Origin of the sequence: Paraburkholderia franconis (assembly GCF_009362735.1) — a bacterium.
GTDB classification, from domain to species: domain Bacteria; phylum Pseudomonadota; class Gammaproteobacteria; order Burkholderiales; family Burkholderiaceae; genus Paraburkholderia; species Paraburkholderia franconis.
The window spans coordinates 1-14,971 of record NZ_WHNP01000035.1 but is presented as its reverse complement, the minus strand read 5'-3'; the positions used below and the strand labels follow the sequence as shown (position 1 = coordinate 14,971).

17 protein-coding genes are annotated in these 14,971 nt (G+C 63.8%); 9 read left to right on the top strand and 8 right to left on the bottom strand.

All coding sequences use genetic code 11. The features are described from left to right. The first annotated feature begins 2 nt into the window (after positions 1-2). The 7 genes from GCT13_RS29580 to GCT13_RS29550 are packed head-to-tail and all read left to right on the top strand — an operon-like array spanning position 3 to position 5,694. On the top strand, positions 3-581 hold the full coding sequence (locus tag GCT13_RS29580; protein WP_152764146.1) for a MauE/DoxX family redox-associated membrane protein: 579 nt from the start codon (positions 3-5) through the stop codon (positions 579-581). Next, positions 578-1,204, top strand: a complete 627-nt coding sequence (gene mauD / locus GCT13_RS29575; protein WP_152764144.1) for a methylamine dehydrogenase accessory protein MauD — start codon at positions 578-580, stop codon at positions 1,202-1,204. Before GCT13_RS29580 ends, mauD begins: the two co-directional genes overlap by 4 nt. A 39-nt stretch (positions 1,205-1,243) precedes the next feature. After that, positions 1,244-1,789, top strand: coding sequence for a methylamine dehydrogenase light chain (locus tag GCT13_RS29570; protein WP_152764142.1), 546 nt, complete (start codon positions 1,244-1,246; stop codon positions 1,787-1,789). Beyond that, on the top strand, positions 1,786-2,286 hold the full coding sequence (locus GCT13_RS29565; RefSeq protein WP_152764140.1) for a c-type cytochrome: 501 nt from the start codon (positions 1,786-1,788) through the stop codon (positions 2,284-2,286). Before GCT13_RS29570 ends, GCT13_RS29565 begins: the two co-directional genes overlap by 4 nt. 50 nt (positions 2,287-2,336) lie before the next feature. Then, the gene (locus GCT13_RS29560) at positions 2,337-2,885 is read left to right on the top strand and encodes a c-type cytochrome (RefSeq protein WP_407670879.1); all 549 of its coding nucleotides are present in this window, start codon (positions 2,337-2,339) and stop codon (positions 2,883-2,885) included. Between the two features lie 24 nt (positions 2,886-2,909). Continuing rightward, entirely contained in the window at positions 2,910-4,415 is a 1,506-nt protein-coding gene (locus tag GCT13_RS29555; RefSeq protein ID WP_152764136.1) for an aldehyde dehydrogenase family protein, read from the top strand. 40 nt (positions 4,416-4,455) lie between these two features. Then, positions 4,456-5,694 (top strand): porin, encoded by a 1,239-nt coding sequence (locus tag GCT13_RS29550; protein WP_152764135.1) that lies wholly within the window; start codon positions 4,456-4,458, stop codon positions 5,692-5,694. Positions 5,695-5,870: 176 nt separating this feature from the next. Here GCT13_RS29550 and GCT13_RS29545 read toward each other — a convergent pair whose 3' ends face one another. The 5 genes from GCT13_RS29545 to GCT13_RS29525 all read right to left on the bottom strand — a co-directional run bounded on the left by GCT13_RS29545 (position 5,871) and on the right by GCT13_RS29525 (position 12,131). Continuing rightward, a complete protein-coding gene (locus tag GCT13_RS29545; protein ID WP_152764132.1) occupies positions 5,871-6,377 on the bottom strand; it encodes a hypothetical protein in 507 nt (168 codons plus the stop codon). A 929-nt stretch (positions 6,378-7,306) separates the two neighbouring features. Further along, the gene (locus GCT13_RS29540) at positions 7,307-8,374 is read right to left on the bottom strand and encodes a 2-aminoethylphosphonate aminotransferase (protein WP_152764130.1); all 1,068 of its coding nucleotides are present in this window, start codon (positions 8,372-8,374) and stop codon (positions 7,307-7,309) included. Then, a complete protein-coding gene (aepY, locus tag GCT13_RS29535; RefSeq protein WP_152764128.1) occupies positions 8,374-9,570 on the bottom strand; it encodes a phosphonopyruvate decarboxylase in 1,197 nt (398 codons plus the stop codon). Before aepY ends, GCT13_RS29540 begins: the two co-directional genes overlap by 1 nt. Then, positions 9,567-11,276 (bottom strand): phosphoenolpyruvate mutase, encoded by a 1,710-nt coding sequence (aepX, locus tag GCT13_RS29530; RefSeq protein ID WP_152764126.1) that lies wholly within the window; start codon positions 11,274-11,276, stop codon positions 9,567-9,569. Before aepX ends, aepY begins: the two co-directional genes overlap by 4 nt. Before the next feature lie 33 nt (positions 11,277-11,309). Further along, a complete protein-coding gene (locus GCT13_RS29525; protein WP_152764124.1) occupies positions 11,310-12,131 on the bottom strand; it encodes a phosphocholine cytidylyltransferase family protein in 822 nt (273 codons plus the stop codon). A gap of 23 nt (positions 12,132-12,154) precedes the next feature. Between GCT13_RS29525 and GCT13_RS29520 the strand changes: the two genes are divergently transcribed. Next, positions 12,155-12,379: a hypothetical protein gene (locus GCT13_RS29520; RefSeq protein WP_152764122.1), complete on the top strand. Its 225-nt coding sequence runs from the start codon at positions 12,155-12,157 to the stop codon at positions 12,377-12,379. A gap of 50 nt (positions 12,380-12,429) precedes the next feature. Then, positions 12,430-13,206 carry a DUF4148 domain-containing protein gene (locus tag GCT13_RS29515; RefSeq protein ID WP_152764120.1) on the top strand — a complete coding sequence of 259 codons (777 nt, stop codon included), beginning with the start codon at positions 12,430-12,432 and terminating at the stop codon, positions 13,204-13,206. Positions 13,207-13,225: 19 nt separating this feature from the next. On the opposite strand, the gene GCT13_RS29510 is transcribed toward GCT13_RS29515, so the two are convergent. The 3 genes from GCT13_RS29510 to GCT13_RS29500 form a co-directional block, all read right to left on the bottom strand. Continuing rightward, positions 13,226-13,669: a DUF3331 domain-containing protein gene (locus GCT13_RS29510; RefSeq protein ID WP_152764118.1), complete on the bottom strand. Its 444-nt coding sequence runs from the start codon at positions 13,667-13,669 to the stop codon at positions 13,226-13,228. Between the two features lie 38 nt (positions 13,670-13,707). Beyond that, a complete protein-coding gene (locus GCT13_RS29505) occupies positions 13,708-14,070 on the bottom strand; it encodes a BON domain-containing protein (protein WP_227747074.1) in 363 nt (120 codons plus the stop codon). 74 nt (positions 14,071-14,144) lie between these two features. Continuing rightward, positions 14,145-14,971: alginate export family protein (locus GCT13_RS29500; protein WP_193727789.1), on the bottom strand; the 827-nt coding region annotated here is incomplete at its 5' end.

Here is a 14,971-nt window from a genome sequence, read left to right as displayed (position 1 = left end):
CGATGATGATCGATCCTGTACTCGCGACGGGCGCGCAAGCCAGCACGGCGATCGTCGTGCTGCTCGGCGCCGTCGCCAAATGGCGGCGCCCTGCCGCGTTCCGTCAAGCGCTCGCCGGTTATCGGCTGTTGCCCGATGCGTTGACGGCACCTGCCGCGTTCGTCATCACGGCCACGGAAACGGTCGGCGCCGCCGCGCTGCTGTTCCCCGATACGCGCATGTTCGGCGCCATCGCGCTTATCGCGTTGCTGCTCGCGTTCGCGGCGGGTCTCGCATTCAATATCGTGCGCGGTCACACCGATATCGACTGCGGCTGCTCGGGCTTTGCCGCGACGCAAGCGGCAACGCAAGCCGCAATGCAAGCAAACCCGCCGCGCGGCATCGGCTGGTTTCATGTCGCGCGCGCATTGCTGCTCGCGGCGCTCGCCGCCACCGCGTTCATCGAGCCCGCCGCGCGTTCGATCGTGTGGTTCGACTACCTGACGCTTTTCTTCGCCGCGCTGCTGATCGTCTGCGCACTGCTCACTTTCGATGTGCTGCTCGCCAACGTGCCGCGCCTCTCCCACTTGAGGAATTCATGATGCAAACCGCTCTCACCGTTTCCACCGCGCTGTTGTGGATCGCCGTTCTCGCGCTCGGCGCGATCTGTCTCGCTCTCGTTCGCCAGGTCGGCATTCTGTACGAACGCATCATGCCTGCGGGCGCGTTGATGATCGACAAAGGGCCCGCCGTCGGCGCGATCGCACCGACGTTCGAACTCGCCGACATTCGCGGCTCGCAAGTGAAAGTGGGCGGCATCGATGCGCAGGGCAAGGCCACGCTGCTCTTCTTCCTGTCGCCGACGTGCCCCGTCTGCAAGAAGCTGCTGCCGCTGCTGCCGTCGCTGCAAGCGAGCGAAGCGTCGCCCGTCAACATCGTGCTTGCGAGCGACGGCGATCTCGCCGAACACACACGCTTCGCGCAGAAGCACAATCTCGAGCGCTTCCCGTATGTGCTGTCGCAAGAGCTCGGCATGGCCTACCAGATCGGCAAGCTGCCGTATGCCGTCCTGCTCGATGAAAGCGGCAAGGTGCGTGCGAAGGGTCTCGTCAACACACGCGAGCATCTGGAAAGCCTGTTCGAAGCGAAGGAGCGCGGCGTCGCGTCGCTGCAGGAGTTCGTGCACGGCGACCATCGTCACGAACAGCACGCACAGCACGTGTGATGCACCGAACCTTCTTTCAACCTGAGCGGAGAACAACATATGGGCGTTTTTGATTCATGGTTCGAGAAGTCGGCGCGCGGCGTCGCGCAGCGCAGTTCGCGGCGCAGCGCGATGGCGAAGCTCGGCAAGGTGCTGGTCGGCTCGGCGATGCTGCCGCTTCTGCCCGTCGATCGCACCGCGTATGCAGCCGATGCGGCATCGGCGGCGTCGGGCGCATCGGGTGCCGCCGCAACGGGTGCGAGCGACGACCCGATGAGCTGCGACTACTGGAAGTACTGCGCGATCGACGGCTGGCTGTGCAGCTGCTGCGGCGGCACGTCGAGCAGTTGCCCGCCGGGCACGACGCCTTCGCCGATCACGTGGATCGGCACCTGCCGCAATCCGCACGACGGCTCCGACTACATCGTTTCGTACAACGACTGCTGCGGCAAGACGTCGTGCGGCAAGTGCTTCTGCAATCGCAACGAACGCGAGAAGCCGCTGTACAAGCTGTCGCTCGACAACGACATCAACTGGTGCATGGCGAACGGCAATTCGAACTATCACTGTTCGGTTTCAGTCCTGCTGGGAGCAGCCAGGCAATGAACGCACATCACGCTGGAAAAATCGCGGCCGCGTGCGTCGTGGCGGCTGCATCGTTTGCGACGGCGGGCAGCGCGCGCGCGCAACAGGCCGCGCACTACCCTGTGGGCAAGAGCATGTTCGACGCGCAGTGCGCCGTTTGCCATCAGGCGGGCGGCAAGGGTCAGGACGGACTCGCGCCGCCTCTCACCGAATATCCGGGCAAGTATTCGTCGACGGCGCAAGGGCGCGCGCAACTGACGTCGACGGTAGTGCACGGCATGTTCGGCGAGATCAAGGTGCGCGACAAGAGCTACAACTTCAAGATGCCGAGCTTCGCGAGCGCAAGCGACGAAGACCTGGCTCAGGTGCTGAATTACGTCGTGTTCGATCTGAACGCGCAGCACGGCGACGCAAAGCCGTTCACAGCCGCCGACATCAAGGCGGCGCGCGCGCAGACAATGGACAGCGCGGCCGTTCACGCGCAACGCGCCGTCGTCACGAAGGGACTCGGCCTATGAACGCCGCCCGCGTGCCTCGTGCGGGCCAGCGCATGCACGTGCAACCGCTCATGCAACCGCTCATGCAACCGTACTGGCAACGGCACACGCAACAGCGCGCGCGGGCGGCTTCGGCGGCTGCGCTCTGGACAAGCGTAGCGCGCCGCGTGTCGATGCTGCTGCTTGCATGCGCCGCGACGCTCGCGCCGCCGTCGTCTGCGAATGCGCAGAGCAAAGCCGATGCCGCTCTCGCGCAACAGCATTGGGTGCTCAACTGCATGGGCTGTCACACGGCGACGGGCGGCGGCATCCCTGGCAAGGTGCCGCCGCTCGCGAATTCGCTCGGCTACTTCGAGCATCTGCCCGCGGGCCGCGAATACGTGATGCGCGTGCCGGGGGCATCGAACTCGGCGCTCTCCGACCAGGAACTCGCCGACGTGCTGAACTGGCTGCTCACGACAATGAACCGCGACGCGCTGCCGAAAGACTTCAAGCCCTACACCGCGTCTGAAATCACGGCGCACCGTCGCCCTGCATTCTCCGATGTCGCAACCGTGCGCGCGCATTTGATCCGCGATCTGCACGAGCGCGGCATCACGGGCGTCGCGGACCGCTACTGAACCTCTTCAATCAAGGAACCGAACATGGAGACGAACCCCACCTTTGCGCTGCTCGACTCGACGCGAGCGTTCCTCGCAAAGCCGAAGAAGATGCTGATCGGCAGCGAGTGGACGGATGCCTCGTCGGGCCGCACGATCGACGTTGTGAATCCCGCCGACGGCCGCGTGCTCACGCGCGTGCCCGAAGCGAACGAGCACGACGTGCAACAGGCCGTCGCCGCCGCGCGCCGCGCATTCGACGTGGGCCCGTGGCGCACGATGAAGACCACCGACCGCGAACGTCTGCTGCTCAAACTCGCCGATCTCGTCGAAGCGAATGCGCGCGAACTCGCCGAGATCGAATCGCTCGACAACGGCAAGCCGGTGATGGTCGCGCAGGGGCTCGATGTGTCGATGGCCGCGCAGTGCTTCCGCTACATGGCGGGCTGGGCGACGAAGATCGAAGGCAGCGTGATGGATGCGGGCCTGCCGTACATGCCGGATAGCGAAGTGTTCGCGTACACGCGCAAGGAACCCGTCGGCGTGGTCAGCGCGATCATTCCGTGGAATTTCCCGCTGCTGATGGCCGCGTGGAAGCTCGCCCCCGCGCTCGCGACGGGCTGCACCGTCGTGCTGAAGCCCGCCGAGGACACGCCGCTCACCGCGCTGCGCCTCGGCGAACTGATCGTCGAAGCGGGTTATCCGCAAGGCGTCGTCAATATCGTCACGGGCTACGGGCACACGGCGGGCGCTGCGCTGTCGCGCGATCCGCGCATCGACAAGATCGCGTTCACGGGTTCGACGCAGACGGGCAAGCTGATCGGCCACGCGGCGCTCGACAACATGACGCGCATGTCGCTGGAACTGGGCGGCAAGTCGCCTGTGATCGTGCTGCCCGATGTCGATATCGACAAGGCCGCGCAAGGCGTCGCGAATGCGATCTTCTTCAACCAGGGCCAGGTGTGCACGGCGGGCTCGCGCGTCTATATCCACAGCAAGGTATTCGACAAGGTGATCGACGGCGTCGCGCAGATCGCGAAGAGCCTGAGGATCGGCGCGGGCATGGACCCGTCGACGCAGATCGGCCCGCTCGTGTCCGCGAAGCAGCGCGAGCGCGTATGCGGCTATCTCGACTCGGGCTTCGCGGAAGGCGCGCGCGCCGTCGCGGGCGGCAACGCGATCGACAAGCCAGGCTTCTTCGTCGAGCCGACCGTGATGGTCGATACGAATCACACGATGCGCGTCGTGCGCGAAGAGATCTTCGGGCCGGTGCTGGTCGCCATGCCCTTCGACGATATCGACACGGCCGTGCAGCTCGCCAACGACACGCCGTATGGCCTCGGCGCGAGCATCTGGTCGAACGATGTCCCGGCGATCCACAAGCTCATTCCGCGCGTTGCGGCGGGCACCGTGTGGGTCAACTGCCACTCGCTGCTCGACAACGCGATGCCGTTCGGCGGCATGAAGCAATCGGGCTTCGGACGCGAACTGGGCCGCGCCGTCATCGATCAGTACACGGAAAGCAAGTCGGTGATGATCAACTACGCGTAAGCGCTCGCGTCACGCAACTACAAGAGAAAGGGGAAGACAGATGAAGCATCCGACGACGCCGCGCAGAATCGCGGCGGCGGTGGCGGCGCTCGCCGTAACGACGGCTGCATCCGGCATCGCGCAGAAAGCGCACGCCGAAAGCAGCATCACGTTGTACGGCGACGTCGACGCCGGCATCACGTACACGAACAACCAGCAGGTCACGCATGCGGACGGCAGCGTCGGCGGCGGCCACAACTTTCAGTTCACAGGCGGCAATCTCGCGCCGTCGCGCTTCGGTTTGACGGGCAGCGAGGACATCGGCGGGGGCACGGCCGTGACGTTCAAGCTCGAAAACAGCTTCTACACGGGCAGCGGCAACTTCGTTCAAGCGGGCGCGCTCTTCAACCAGAACGCGTGGGTCGGCCTGACCAACGAACGCTATGGCACGCTGACCTTCGGCCGCCAGTTCGACTCGTACACGAACGCGCTCGCGCCGTACGCGTCGAGCATCACGTGGGCGACGTTGTATGGCTCGCACATCGGCGACGTCGACAACCTGAACGCCGCGCTCAATCTGAACAACGCGGTGCAGTACGTGAGCCCGACCTTCGCGGGCTTCTCCGTGAGCGGCACGTATTCGCTGGGCGGCGTCGCGGGCGACTTCTCGCAGAAGCGCGGCTGGGCCGTTTCCGCGAGCTATAACAACGCGCCGTTCTCGTTCGGCATCGGCTATCTCGATCTGAACAATCCGCTCGATGCGGCGCTCGGCGGCGAGCAGGGTTATATCGGCGACTTCGCGTGTTCGAATCCGACTGCGATGTACTGCGAATTGCAGAACGCGCATGCGTTGAAGGCCTTCGGCGCGGGCGGCTCATACACGATCGGGCCGGCGACGATCGGCCTCGTCTACACGCATACGACGCTCGACGACAGCCTGTATTTCGCGAGCGCGGCGCGTGCGCAGGGCGCGGATGCACGATTCGATATCGTCGAGGTGAACGGGACATATGCGCTGTCGCCGGCGCTGACGCTCGGCGCGGCGTATATCTACAACTCGATGAAAACCGATGTGAGCGGCTCGCCGAAATTCCATCAGGTGAATCTGGGCGCGACGTACAGCCTGTCGAAGCGCACGACGCTCTACGCAGTGGGGATTTTCCAGAAGGCGGCCGGAAGCGGGATCGGCACGGACCCGGTGACGGGGCAGGCTGCGAACTATGCGCAGATTCCCAATCTGCCGAATGCTTCGACCGACAAGCAGGCGTCGGTGACAGTCGGGTTGAAGCACAGCTTCTGAGTTTCACTGAGCTTCTGTCTGCGACGGTGTTTTGTTCCGGCCTGCCTGGCATGCCGCTGGCATCCGCCACAACACACCTCGCAGGCGCAGGCGTTGCATATGCGTTTGCACGCCGGGTTCTCACGTGATCTGCCGTCGCCTCGTCGATGAGAAGCATCTGCGCCAATCCGTTCGGCTCAGTTGTACTGGCTCACTACGGTGACGAGCGGAGCGACAGCGGATTTCACGGCCGCCGCGGATGTCAGCAACAACGTGCCACCCGCACGTCCGACGTGATATTCGCCGTTCCGGTCGGGCGCGGTCTTGCGGCCTGAGCCGTCGGCAAAAACGGACCTCACCGAACCGCAAGCAGCCGTTGCTGCAGGCGTCGTCGAATTCTTGACCGCCTCGATCGAGATCCTGGCGCTCGGCCTGCTGTCGGCGAAAACAGCGAACGTCACACTCATTGCCGATGCGTCGACGCCGGATCGGGATGCGATTGCAGCGACTCGCGGCAGTACCGCCGCTTCGGCACTCGCGGCCATCACCTCGAAAGGCGGCTCGACCACCGCGCCGATAAACGAAATCACCCCGCCCTCTGCCGCCGAAACCAACGCGGATGTGCAAAGCGCTGTGGCCGTGATCATCGCTCTGACAATCACCCTCCAGTTCATTCGATCGCTTTTCCCTCTCGCCACCATCACGGCCTCCTCTCGAATAAGCCCTACGAAACAGTAAGGCTCATCGTATGCCTCGGGGCATCTTTCGAGAGTCGACCGCGATCAAATGATTGGCCGTCGAATGGTGGCGAACGGCCACACCCTTCGACAAACGTCCGCAGCTGGCAATTTAGGAATTCTTCGATCCGGCTTGCCAATTTTATTAACTGTTCTATGGAAGCCGAGTATGCGCGTCGATACGATGCGGCAACTCCTTAAGGCAATGCACGGCAATTCCGCTGGCAGGCGAGGCGTGTGGAATTCGGGCAGCGTTCGCATGTCGAGGGCGGCTTTGGTTCATCAATATTCTTCGACTCACACGACACTAACTATGAAAGTCAAGCTCTTCACAGCTCTGATCGTTGCCGCGGGCGCCATGGGTTCGCAGTTCGCGCACGCTGCCTTCACGATGAGCTATCAGTAGAGGTCCGCTCGCACGCGATCATCGGCTGAACGCGGGCCGATCGCGCGCCCATGTCCGCGCCTTGAATCGCAACCTTGAAGAAGATGACGATGAAAACACAAACTGGTGTGCTGATGCTCGCCGCCGTCGCAGCCCTTGCTGCTGCCCCAGTGTTCGCCGGAGGCCCAATCACGACTGCGCCAGCAGCGAACGTCAAGCCCGTCTTTCCGCCTGCGCCCGGCGGGCAAGGCGTATCCGGCGCCAGTGCTGGCGCATTCAGCGGAGGCGCGACCGGACCCGCCGGAGCACCTGTGCCTGCATCTTCGGCAGCAGGCCGTCCGGCGCCGCGTGGCACGTCCTCATCGACTAGCCCCTCGATCTAACTAGCGAAAGCCCCGCCGGATGCAAACATATGAGGGTCACGAGACGGGCGCGCAGCAATGTATTCCGGCCGCCCCCGTAGCGAACAGGTGTCGCGCTTCAGGAAGGCGAGCGACATAAGCGGCACTACCTACCGCATCAACTCATCAAAGCTCACCAGCAACCGCTCGATATCCGCCGCATGAATCGCCCCCATCGTCGAGATGCGGAACAGCTCCTTCGACAAGCCGCCCTGTCCCGCATAGATGACGAAACCACGCGCCTTCAACGCATCGTGCAATTGCTCATACGCGATGCCCTTCGGCAAACGATACGCGCGCAGCACAACCGAAGACTCCTGCGGCGGCAACACGCTGTCGATCCCACGCGCGGCGAGACCCGCGCGCGCCTGCTCTGCGAGCGCCGCATAACGCGCATGACGCGCCTTCCAGCCGCCTTCGTCGTCGAGTTCGCGCAGCGCTTCGACGAGCGCGTAATACGCATGCACGGAAGGCGTGAACGGCGTATTGCGCTGATCCTGCAAGCTCGCGAGACGCGCAAGCCCAAGGTAGTACGTGCGGCTCGCGGCACTCGCCAACGCATCGCGCCGTACGATCACGAATGCCGCGCCCGGCACGCCGTGCAGGCACTTGTTCGCCGTCGCCGCGACGGCTGCGATCGTGCCGTCCGCGAAATCGATCTCTTCCGCGCCGAAGCTGCTCACGCCATCGACGAGCATCTTCACGTTGCGCGCACGGCAAACCTCGGCGAGCGCCTTCAGATCGTTCAATCGGCCCGTCGTCGTCTCGTGATGAATCACGGCGACATGCGTGATCGACGTGTCGGCGTCGAGCGCGGCCGCGATGCGTGAGAGGTCCGGCGCCTGCATCCATTCGTGCTTCACGATGCTGTGCGCGATACGGTACTGCGTCGCGATCTGCGTGATGCGCTCGCCGTACACGCCGTTCTCGACGATCAGCAGCTTGCCGTTTTCCGGCACGAGCGCCGCGATCATGCTCTCGACGGCCGCCGTGCCCGAGCCCGTCATCAGCACGGCGCTCCATTGCGCGGGGTCGAGATCGTACAGCTTCACGAGCCGCGCGCGCGCTTCGTCCTGCAGATCGAAAAACTCGCTCTCGCGATGGCACAGGTCCGTTTGCAGCAGGCTGTTGCGCACACGCTCGGTCAGCGTGACGGGGCCTGGGTTCATCAGCAGCATCAGCGTGCTCCTTCGTTCGAGCCGGAAGTGGCGATGTGGCGCATCAGGCGCGTCTTCACATCGGGCGGAGTGATGGTCGGGCGCGGCAGCCCATCGGGTGTGCCGCGACGGATCGCGACGCGCACGAAGCGCGGACCGTCGAGTTGCGGCGACGCGAACAGCTCGTCGATCAGGCTCGCGTCGTCGCCTTCGACAGCCGACGCGTAGCCGCACGCGGCCGCGACGCCCGCGAACGACACTTCGGGCGACACCGTCGACTGGCCGCCCGTCGAATCGTGCGCGCCGTTGTCGAGCAGAATGTGCGTGAGGTTCGGCGGACCGTATGCGCCGAGCGTCGCAAAGACGCCCATGCGCATCAGCGCGGCGCCGTCGCCATCGAGCGCGACGACATGCAGATCGGGACGCGCGAGCGCAAGACCCAATGCAAACGGGGTGAGGCAGCCCATCGAGCCGACCATGTACAACTGGTTCGGCCGGTCGTCGATTGCGTAGAGTTCGCGGCCGCAGAAACCCGTCGATGCGAGCACGACGGTCGAATTCAAAGGCGTGTGTGCGATCACCCGTTGCAGCGCCTCGTTGCGCGTCGGCAGCGCATCGGGCGAGACGCCTCGCGATACGTCGCGCGACGCACGCACTGCGCGTTTCGCCGCGCGGCCCGCGCCCTTCAGCTCATATGGCGCGACGCTGCCCTTCTGCATCACGAGCGCGTACGGACGGCCCGTCGCATCCATATGCGCGATCGCGCGATCGAGCGCGGGGCCGATCGCGTCCGCTTCCGTCGGGAACGTCTCCCACGGAATCTCCATCGTGTCGAGCATCGCCGGCGTGATGGGGCCCATCAGTTGATGCTGCGGCTCGTCGGGCACGCCCGGCTGGCCTCGCCACGTTACGATCAGCAGTTGCGGCAGACGGAACGTCCACGTCAGCGACGTGAGGGGACTCACGGCGTTGCCGAGGCCCGAGTTCTGCATCATCGTGACGCCGCGCCGGCCGTTTTCCTGACCACCGCGCGCGCCGAGCGTGACGCCCGCGATGAACGCGACGGCATCGCCCTCGTTCGCCGCCGATACGTAGTGCAGCTTCGGGTCTTGCAACACGTAGTTGATGAACGGCGTCAGGTACGAGCACGGCACGCCCGCATACCAGTCGAAGCCGCGCTCGCGCGCCGCCTCGACGAACTGTGCAGCTTCGATCATTGCGCCGCGCCTCCCGCTGCGTCGCCCTTGGCGAGCGGCGTCTGCTCGTGCGCGAAATCGCCCGCGCGACGGAAGTCTTCGAGGTCGTTCACGCCGCGCCAGTGGCCATGCACGTACTGCACTTCGATTTCTTCGCCGGCTTCGATCAGCGCGTTCAGCAGCGCGGGCATATCGAGCGAATCGAAATCGGCGCGCGCACGCAACGTCTTCATCACCGCCTGCAAGCGCTCGCGTCCTTCGCCTCGCACATTTAGCAGACCGATCCAGCGGCCATGCGGCGCTTCGCCCTTCACGTCGGCTTCGTTGTTCGACACGCGGCGCAGCAGCACCTTGTTGCCGAACAGGCCGCGATCGTCGGCGGACGAGCACCACGCGAAATCGCGCACGCTCTGGTTCGCCGCGCCCGCTTCCGCAACCGTCGACGAATCGACGACCACGCTGAACGGCGCTTCGCTCTCCACCAGATCGCGCACGATGTAGCTGCGGAACAGCAGGTCGCCGTACGAGATCACGGTGTCGTTGTTCACGCCGTCGACGGCGCATGCAAGCGACGTCAGCTCGCCCGTCCCTTCATGACGCTCGTTGACGACGAGCTTGATGCCCGCCGTATCGATCGCATCGGCGCGATAGCCGCCGACCACGGTGATGTCGTTGACGCCCTGCTTCTTGAACGCATCGACGAGCCAGCGCAGCAGCGGCTTGCCCGCGATGGGGAGCATGACTTTCGGACGGTCCGTCGTCACCGCTTCGAGGCCCTTGCCGCGGCTCGCAGCGAGCACGATGGCCGAGCCCGATGCGCGAGACGCCGACAGATACCGCTCTTCGGCTTCCGAGTACTCGTCGGCGTCCTGCAAACGGAAGATCTCGTTGACGGTCGCAATGCGGTCTTCGACGTTGACGAGCGTCTGGCTCTCGTAGATCTCCTTCACGACGGCCTGCATCGCCGACGTGGCCGCGCGAATCTGATGATTCGCCCAGATCACCGTGCTGATGCCCGCCTTGCGGAACACTTCCGTCGGCGTGCTGTAGTACTTGGTCGGCACGATGACGAGCGGGCCGCGCCCTGCCCACTCGCGAGCGAACTCCAAAATTTCATCGGGGCGCGAGAGCTTGCTGTGAATCAGGATCGCGTCGGCGCCCGCCTGGCGATAGGCTTCCGCGCGCTTCAACGCTTCGTCCATGCCCCAGCCCGCGATCAGCGCTTCGACGCGCGCGACGATCGAGAAATGCTCGTCCGTCTGCGAGTCCTTGCCCGCCATGATCTTGCCGCAGAACTCGTCGATGTCGGCGAGCGGCTGCGCTTCGCCCTTGATGAAGCTGTTCGTCTTCGGAAACTGCTTGTCCTCGATGCACACGCCCGCGATGCCGCGCTGCTCCAGCTTGCGCACGAGGCGGCGCACGTTGTTGAAGTTGCCGTAGCCGGTATCGCCGTCGAGCAGGATGGGGAGGTCGCTCGCGTCGGCCATGAATTCGAGCGTATCGACAACCTGGGTCCAGCTCGCTTCGTTGTTGTCGCGCACGCCGTATTGCGCGGAGATCGCGAGGCCCGAGCCCCAGATGCCCTTGAAGCCGGCTTCGCGCGCAATGCGCGCGGAGATGCCGTTGTGGGCTTCCATCAGGAATTCGAGTTCGTTGCTCGTCAGCATCTGGCGCAGGCGCGCGCTGCGCGACAGCGTGGTAACGAAAGAGGGTTCGCGTGCGTTCATCGTATAACTCCAATGTCGATCCGAGTTAGTGCTTCAGCTGTCGGCCGGAGTTGGTGCTTTAGCACTTACTCCGGCCCCATGCAGAGCACTTACTCGGGTCCCATGCAAAGCTGGCCGCTGAAGTTGCGGCAGAACTTCCTCACTTGCGCGCGCAACGTCATTGGGAAAATCGATTTCGATCCAGGGCAGACCGGTGACGTCGGCCGTATCGAATGCGTGAGTGCGTTCGAGCAGCAGGTCGCGCACGGCTTCTTCGTGCGGCATGTTTGCGCGTCCGCTGTCGATATAGCCCGCGACGATCTGCGCGAAGCGCTCCGCAGTTGCTTGCGTGAAGCGGAAAAAGCCGACCGATTCGCCGATCGTGTCGTAGTCGAGACCGACGGCCAACTGCTTGCGCAGCTCGACGGGCACGCCCTGTTTCAAACACAGCTTCACGGGCTCGTCGCCTGCTTCGTAATCGCGGTCGATCAACAGGCGATTCGCGTGATCGCCGGCGACAAGCGCGGCCAGCATGCGCTCGTCGTAAAGCACGTCGGCGTCCATCAGCAGCACATCGCCGCCGCGCGTGAGCGCATCGGCGACGGTGTGCACAGTGAGTACGCTGCCGAGATCGAAACGCGGATTGAGCCTGATCTCCGGCACCTTGCGGCCCGCCTGCTTCAATTCCGCTTCGACGCGTTCCGGCTGAAAGCCGAGCGCGAGCACGACTTCATCGACACCGGCCGCCTCGAGCATCGAAAGATGTCGTTCGAGCAGCGTAACGCCATCGAATCGCAACAGACATTTTGGAAACTGCTCCCCCGGGGGTTGCTGGAGTCGCAGGCCAAGGCCCGCGGCAAGAATGATCGCTCGCATTCGGGTTCCAGGGAAAAGAGTGAATGGTCTTTTGGCTTTTTTATTCGGCGCTCGAAACGGGCTTTACGCATGTCGTGCGTGCGCATTCCGGCTCGCCAAAAATGGCGACTATATCGGAACTGAGAACGAATTGCAGAGCAACTGACCCGCTTTTGGCAATTGATGGAATAAGAGTGAAAAATGTGGAAATTTTTATCGCCGATAGCTTTGCAGCGATTGCTTTAAAGCATTGGCACGCGCATTGCTGAGCAAAGCACAATGGTGGCTTGGGGACGCACAACTCGTCAGGAGGGACGCGATGATCCGTCGACCGGACAGAATGGCCATTGCCGGCTTTGTCGTGATGGTCGTTCTGGTCGTGGTGGCTCTCGCACTGCCGATGGACAGCGACCGGCTTGCTGCCTATCGAGCGGTGTATGGCGGCGACGAGAACCCGGGCGGTGCAAGTTCATCGAGCGCGGCGGACGAATCCGCGCGTCGCACCGAGCAATTTGCGGCCACCTCCGATGGCACATCCGATGCCGACATCGCATTCATCCTCCAGTCGATACGCGCGAGTCTGCACCGCAACGATCTGACGTCCGCGAAGGTGTTGCTCAATGCCGTGCTCTCCGTTCGCAAGGATTTGCCTGAAGCATTGGAGTTGCAGAAGGAACTCAACGTGCGCGAAGCGAGAGAAGCGAAGGCGATGGCATCCGTCGTGGCCGCTCCCGCAGTCAACGAAGGCGCGCATGACGCTTCGCCCAGTCCCGTTGACGAGAAATCAGACCGTGCTGCGGAACCGCCTGCTCAACCATCGGCGCTCGTGCGCGCATCGAGTGAATCGGGTGACAGGCCGGAATACAGCACGCGGCGCGAGCGGCTTGCGTCGGCCGACAAGACATCCGCGAAGACGCGGCACGCCGGACAGACGTCGCGCCATCATCCTACGGCGCATGTTTCCAGTGGACGCCCTAAAACGCGCGCCGAAGTCGTCAACGAACTGAAGCGCGCCCGCGCGAACGGATCGATACCTCGCTTCGGCAATCCTTCCCGGTATGGGTCCGCGAGTTCGCCGTATCACGCCGCACGATGACGATGAGCGCCCGCGCTTGTCATGCGTCCGCGCAGCACAAATCGTCGATGGCACACGCGAGAATCATCCGGTTGTGATCAGACGTGAGATAGCCCTGCTCGGTCCGCGGCCGAAAGATCCTGTCGCCATATCGGATCTGTCTGCCCGTCAACAGGCAGAACGAATCGGTGCGCGCGCGTCCAAGTCGCCAGGTCTGTTCCGCGTAACGGCCCATCCTCGCATCGCTCCAGCAAACGCTCACGGTTTCCGATGACAGCCGCTCGACGACCGAAATACGCGTCGGCCGAGGCTCCGCGTCGACCTCAGGTCCTCGCTCTTCCCGCAAGCGGCGTTTCTTCAAACGGAACCGTTGCTTCTTACGGTGCGCGGTGCCCGTCGCCGACTCCAGTGCGTGTGCAACGGGTACCAGAATGTCCAGCAACGCGCGTCGCCCGATGTCTTCTTCCGCGAAAGTGCCCATCATATTCCTCCGCTACGAAGCGTTTTGCTATCTGGCATTCATCAATCGCTCTGAATCGTCAGGTTGTTTCTGACTTCCGTGACGCCCGGAACACCCTTTGCGGCGCTAGCCGCCCTGTCGACTGCGGCACGGTTGGGCACCGTTCCCGTCAGCGTGACAACGCCCGCATCAGCGTGAACCCTGATACCGATGCTGGTCAGATGCTTCGTCTTGCCGAGCGCATGATGGACGTCCTTTTCCAGCTGGCGGTCGTCCGCTTTCGTGGCTGTAGCGGTCCGCGTGCTGTCGGCAGGTGCCGCAGCGCTCGCGCCATCCGGCGCGCCCGGAGTCTGCGCGCAGACGCTCGCCGATAGCATCAGCACGGCGATTGCCCACGCTCCTGTCATTGCGATCTTTGCGTTCATCGACGTTCTCCCTCCGATCCACAGATAACCGGCGACACGCGGCATCACGACATGCCGCACCGCTTTGGTTATGCTCACCATCCATACTTCAGTTCGGCACCGACGTAGTCCGCGTTACTGCCGCCCGCGTTGCGAATCGAATCGCCGACCTGGAAGTGCACCGCTTCGACGGAACCGATCAGGTTCGACGCCATCGTCCAGTCGGCGCGCACCTGCACATACATGCCCGTCCACCGGCTGCCGTGTCCCGCTGTGCCCGGCACCACGGCATTGGGCTGCTGATACACGGCGTCCGCTGTCGTCTCGCGCCACTGGAATCCCAGTGCACCGAGCAACGTGAGACTATTCGTCGGCTTGAGCGTGATGGAAGGTTTGACGTGGATCAGGTTCGCATAGCCCGTGTAGCCCGCGAGCGTGAAGTAGTACCCGTTCGGAAAGAGCGGATTGAACGTCTCGACGCGTCCGTCGCCGGGATGCCGGTCGCCCGACGCCGCATCGACCTGCACGCCCACGCGCGGGGCCCACGGAAGATCGAGCGTATAGCCCGCGAGCGAGCCGACGGCCCACGCGCCGATCGTCTTGTTGCCGACGTGCCCCGACTGGTACATCGACTCCACGTCCCAGTCGGCGCGACCAATCTTGCCCGTGTATCGAAGATCGAAGACGTCGCGATGCTCGTCGCCCGTCGCATCGAGGAAGCGTGCATTCGAGCGGTTGTACTTCGAGTAGTAACCCGAAAGATCACCCGGTCCGACGCCCTGCCGCTCGAAGCGCACGCCGCTGAACGTGAGATGCCGGTTCGACACATCGTCGAAATCCGTCACGTCGCGGTACTGCACAGGCTGCGTCAGATAGCCGATGAAGCGCCACTTGCCGTACTCGTAGTCCGCCCAGATCGCGT

What these genes read in the sequence shown, in the direction of transcription:
- aepY (WP_152764128.1), bottom strand. Translation starts at nt 9,570, where the DNA reads ATGATCGAAGCTGCACAGTTCGTCGAGGCGGCGCGCGAGCGCGGCTTC.
- GCT13_RS29520 (WP_152764122.1), top strand. Translation starts at nt 12,155, where the DNA reads ATGGTCTTTTGGCTTTTTTATTCGGCGCTCGAAACGGGCTTTACGCAT.
- GCT13_RS29560 (WP_407670879.1), top strand. Translation starts at nt 2,337, where the DNA reads ATGCAACCGCTCATGCAACCGTACTGGCAACGGCACACGCAACAGCGC.
- GCT13_RS29525 (WP_152764124.1), bottom strand. Translation starts at nt 12,131, where the DNA reads ATGCGAGCGATCATTCTTGCCGCGGGCCTTGGCCTGCGACTCCAGCAA.
- GCT13_RS29580 (WP_152764146.1), top strand. Translation starts at nt 3, where the DNA reads ATGATGATCGATCCTGTACTCGCGACGGGCGCGCAAGCCAGCACGGCG.
- GCT13_RS29510 (WP_152764118.1), bottom strand. Translation starts at nt 13,669, where the DNA reads ATGATGGGCACTTTCGCGGAAGAAGACATCGGGCGACGCGCGTTGCTG.
- aepX (WP_152764126.1), bottom strand. Translation starts at nt 11,276, where the DNA reads ATGAACGCACGCGAACCCTCTTTCGTTACCACGCTGTCGCGCAGCGCG.
- GCT13_RS29540 (WP_152764130.1), bottom strand. Translation starts at nt 8,374, where the DNA reads ATGCTGCTGATGAACCCAGGCCCCGTCACGCTGACCGAGCGTGTGCGC.
- GCT13_RS29570 (WP_152764142.1), top strand. Translation starts at nt 1,244, where the DNA reads ATGGGCGTTTTTGATTCATGGTTCGAGAAGTCGGCGCGCGGCGTCGCG.
- GCT13_RS29550 (WP_152764135.1), top strand. Translation starts at nt 4,456, where the DNA reads ATGAAGCATCCGACGACGCCGCGCAGAATCGCGGCGGCGGTGGCGGCG.
- GCT13_RS29565 (WP_152764140.1), top strand. Translation starts at nt 1,786, where the DNA reads ATGAACGCACATCACGCTGGAAAAATCGCGGCCGCGTGCGTCGTGGCG.
- GCT13_RS29515 (WP_152764120.1), top strand. Translation starts at nt 12,430, where the DNA reads ATGATCCGTCGACCGGACAGAATGGCCATTGCCGGCTTTGTCGTGATG.
- GCT13_RS29555 (WP_152764136.1), top strand. Translation starts at nt 2,910, where the DNA reads ATGGAGACGAACCCCACCTTTGCGCTGCTCGACTCGACGCGAGCGTTC.
- GCT13_RS29505 (WP_227747074.1), bottom strand. Translation starts at nt 14,070, where the DNA reads ATGAACGCAAAGATCGCAATGACAGGAGCGTGGGCAATCGCCGTGCTG.
- mauD (WP_152764144.1), top strand. Translation starts at nt 578, where the DNA reads ATGATGCAAACCGCTCTCACCGTTTCCACCGCGCTGTTGTGGATCGCC.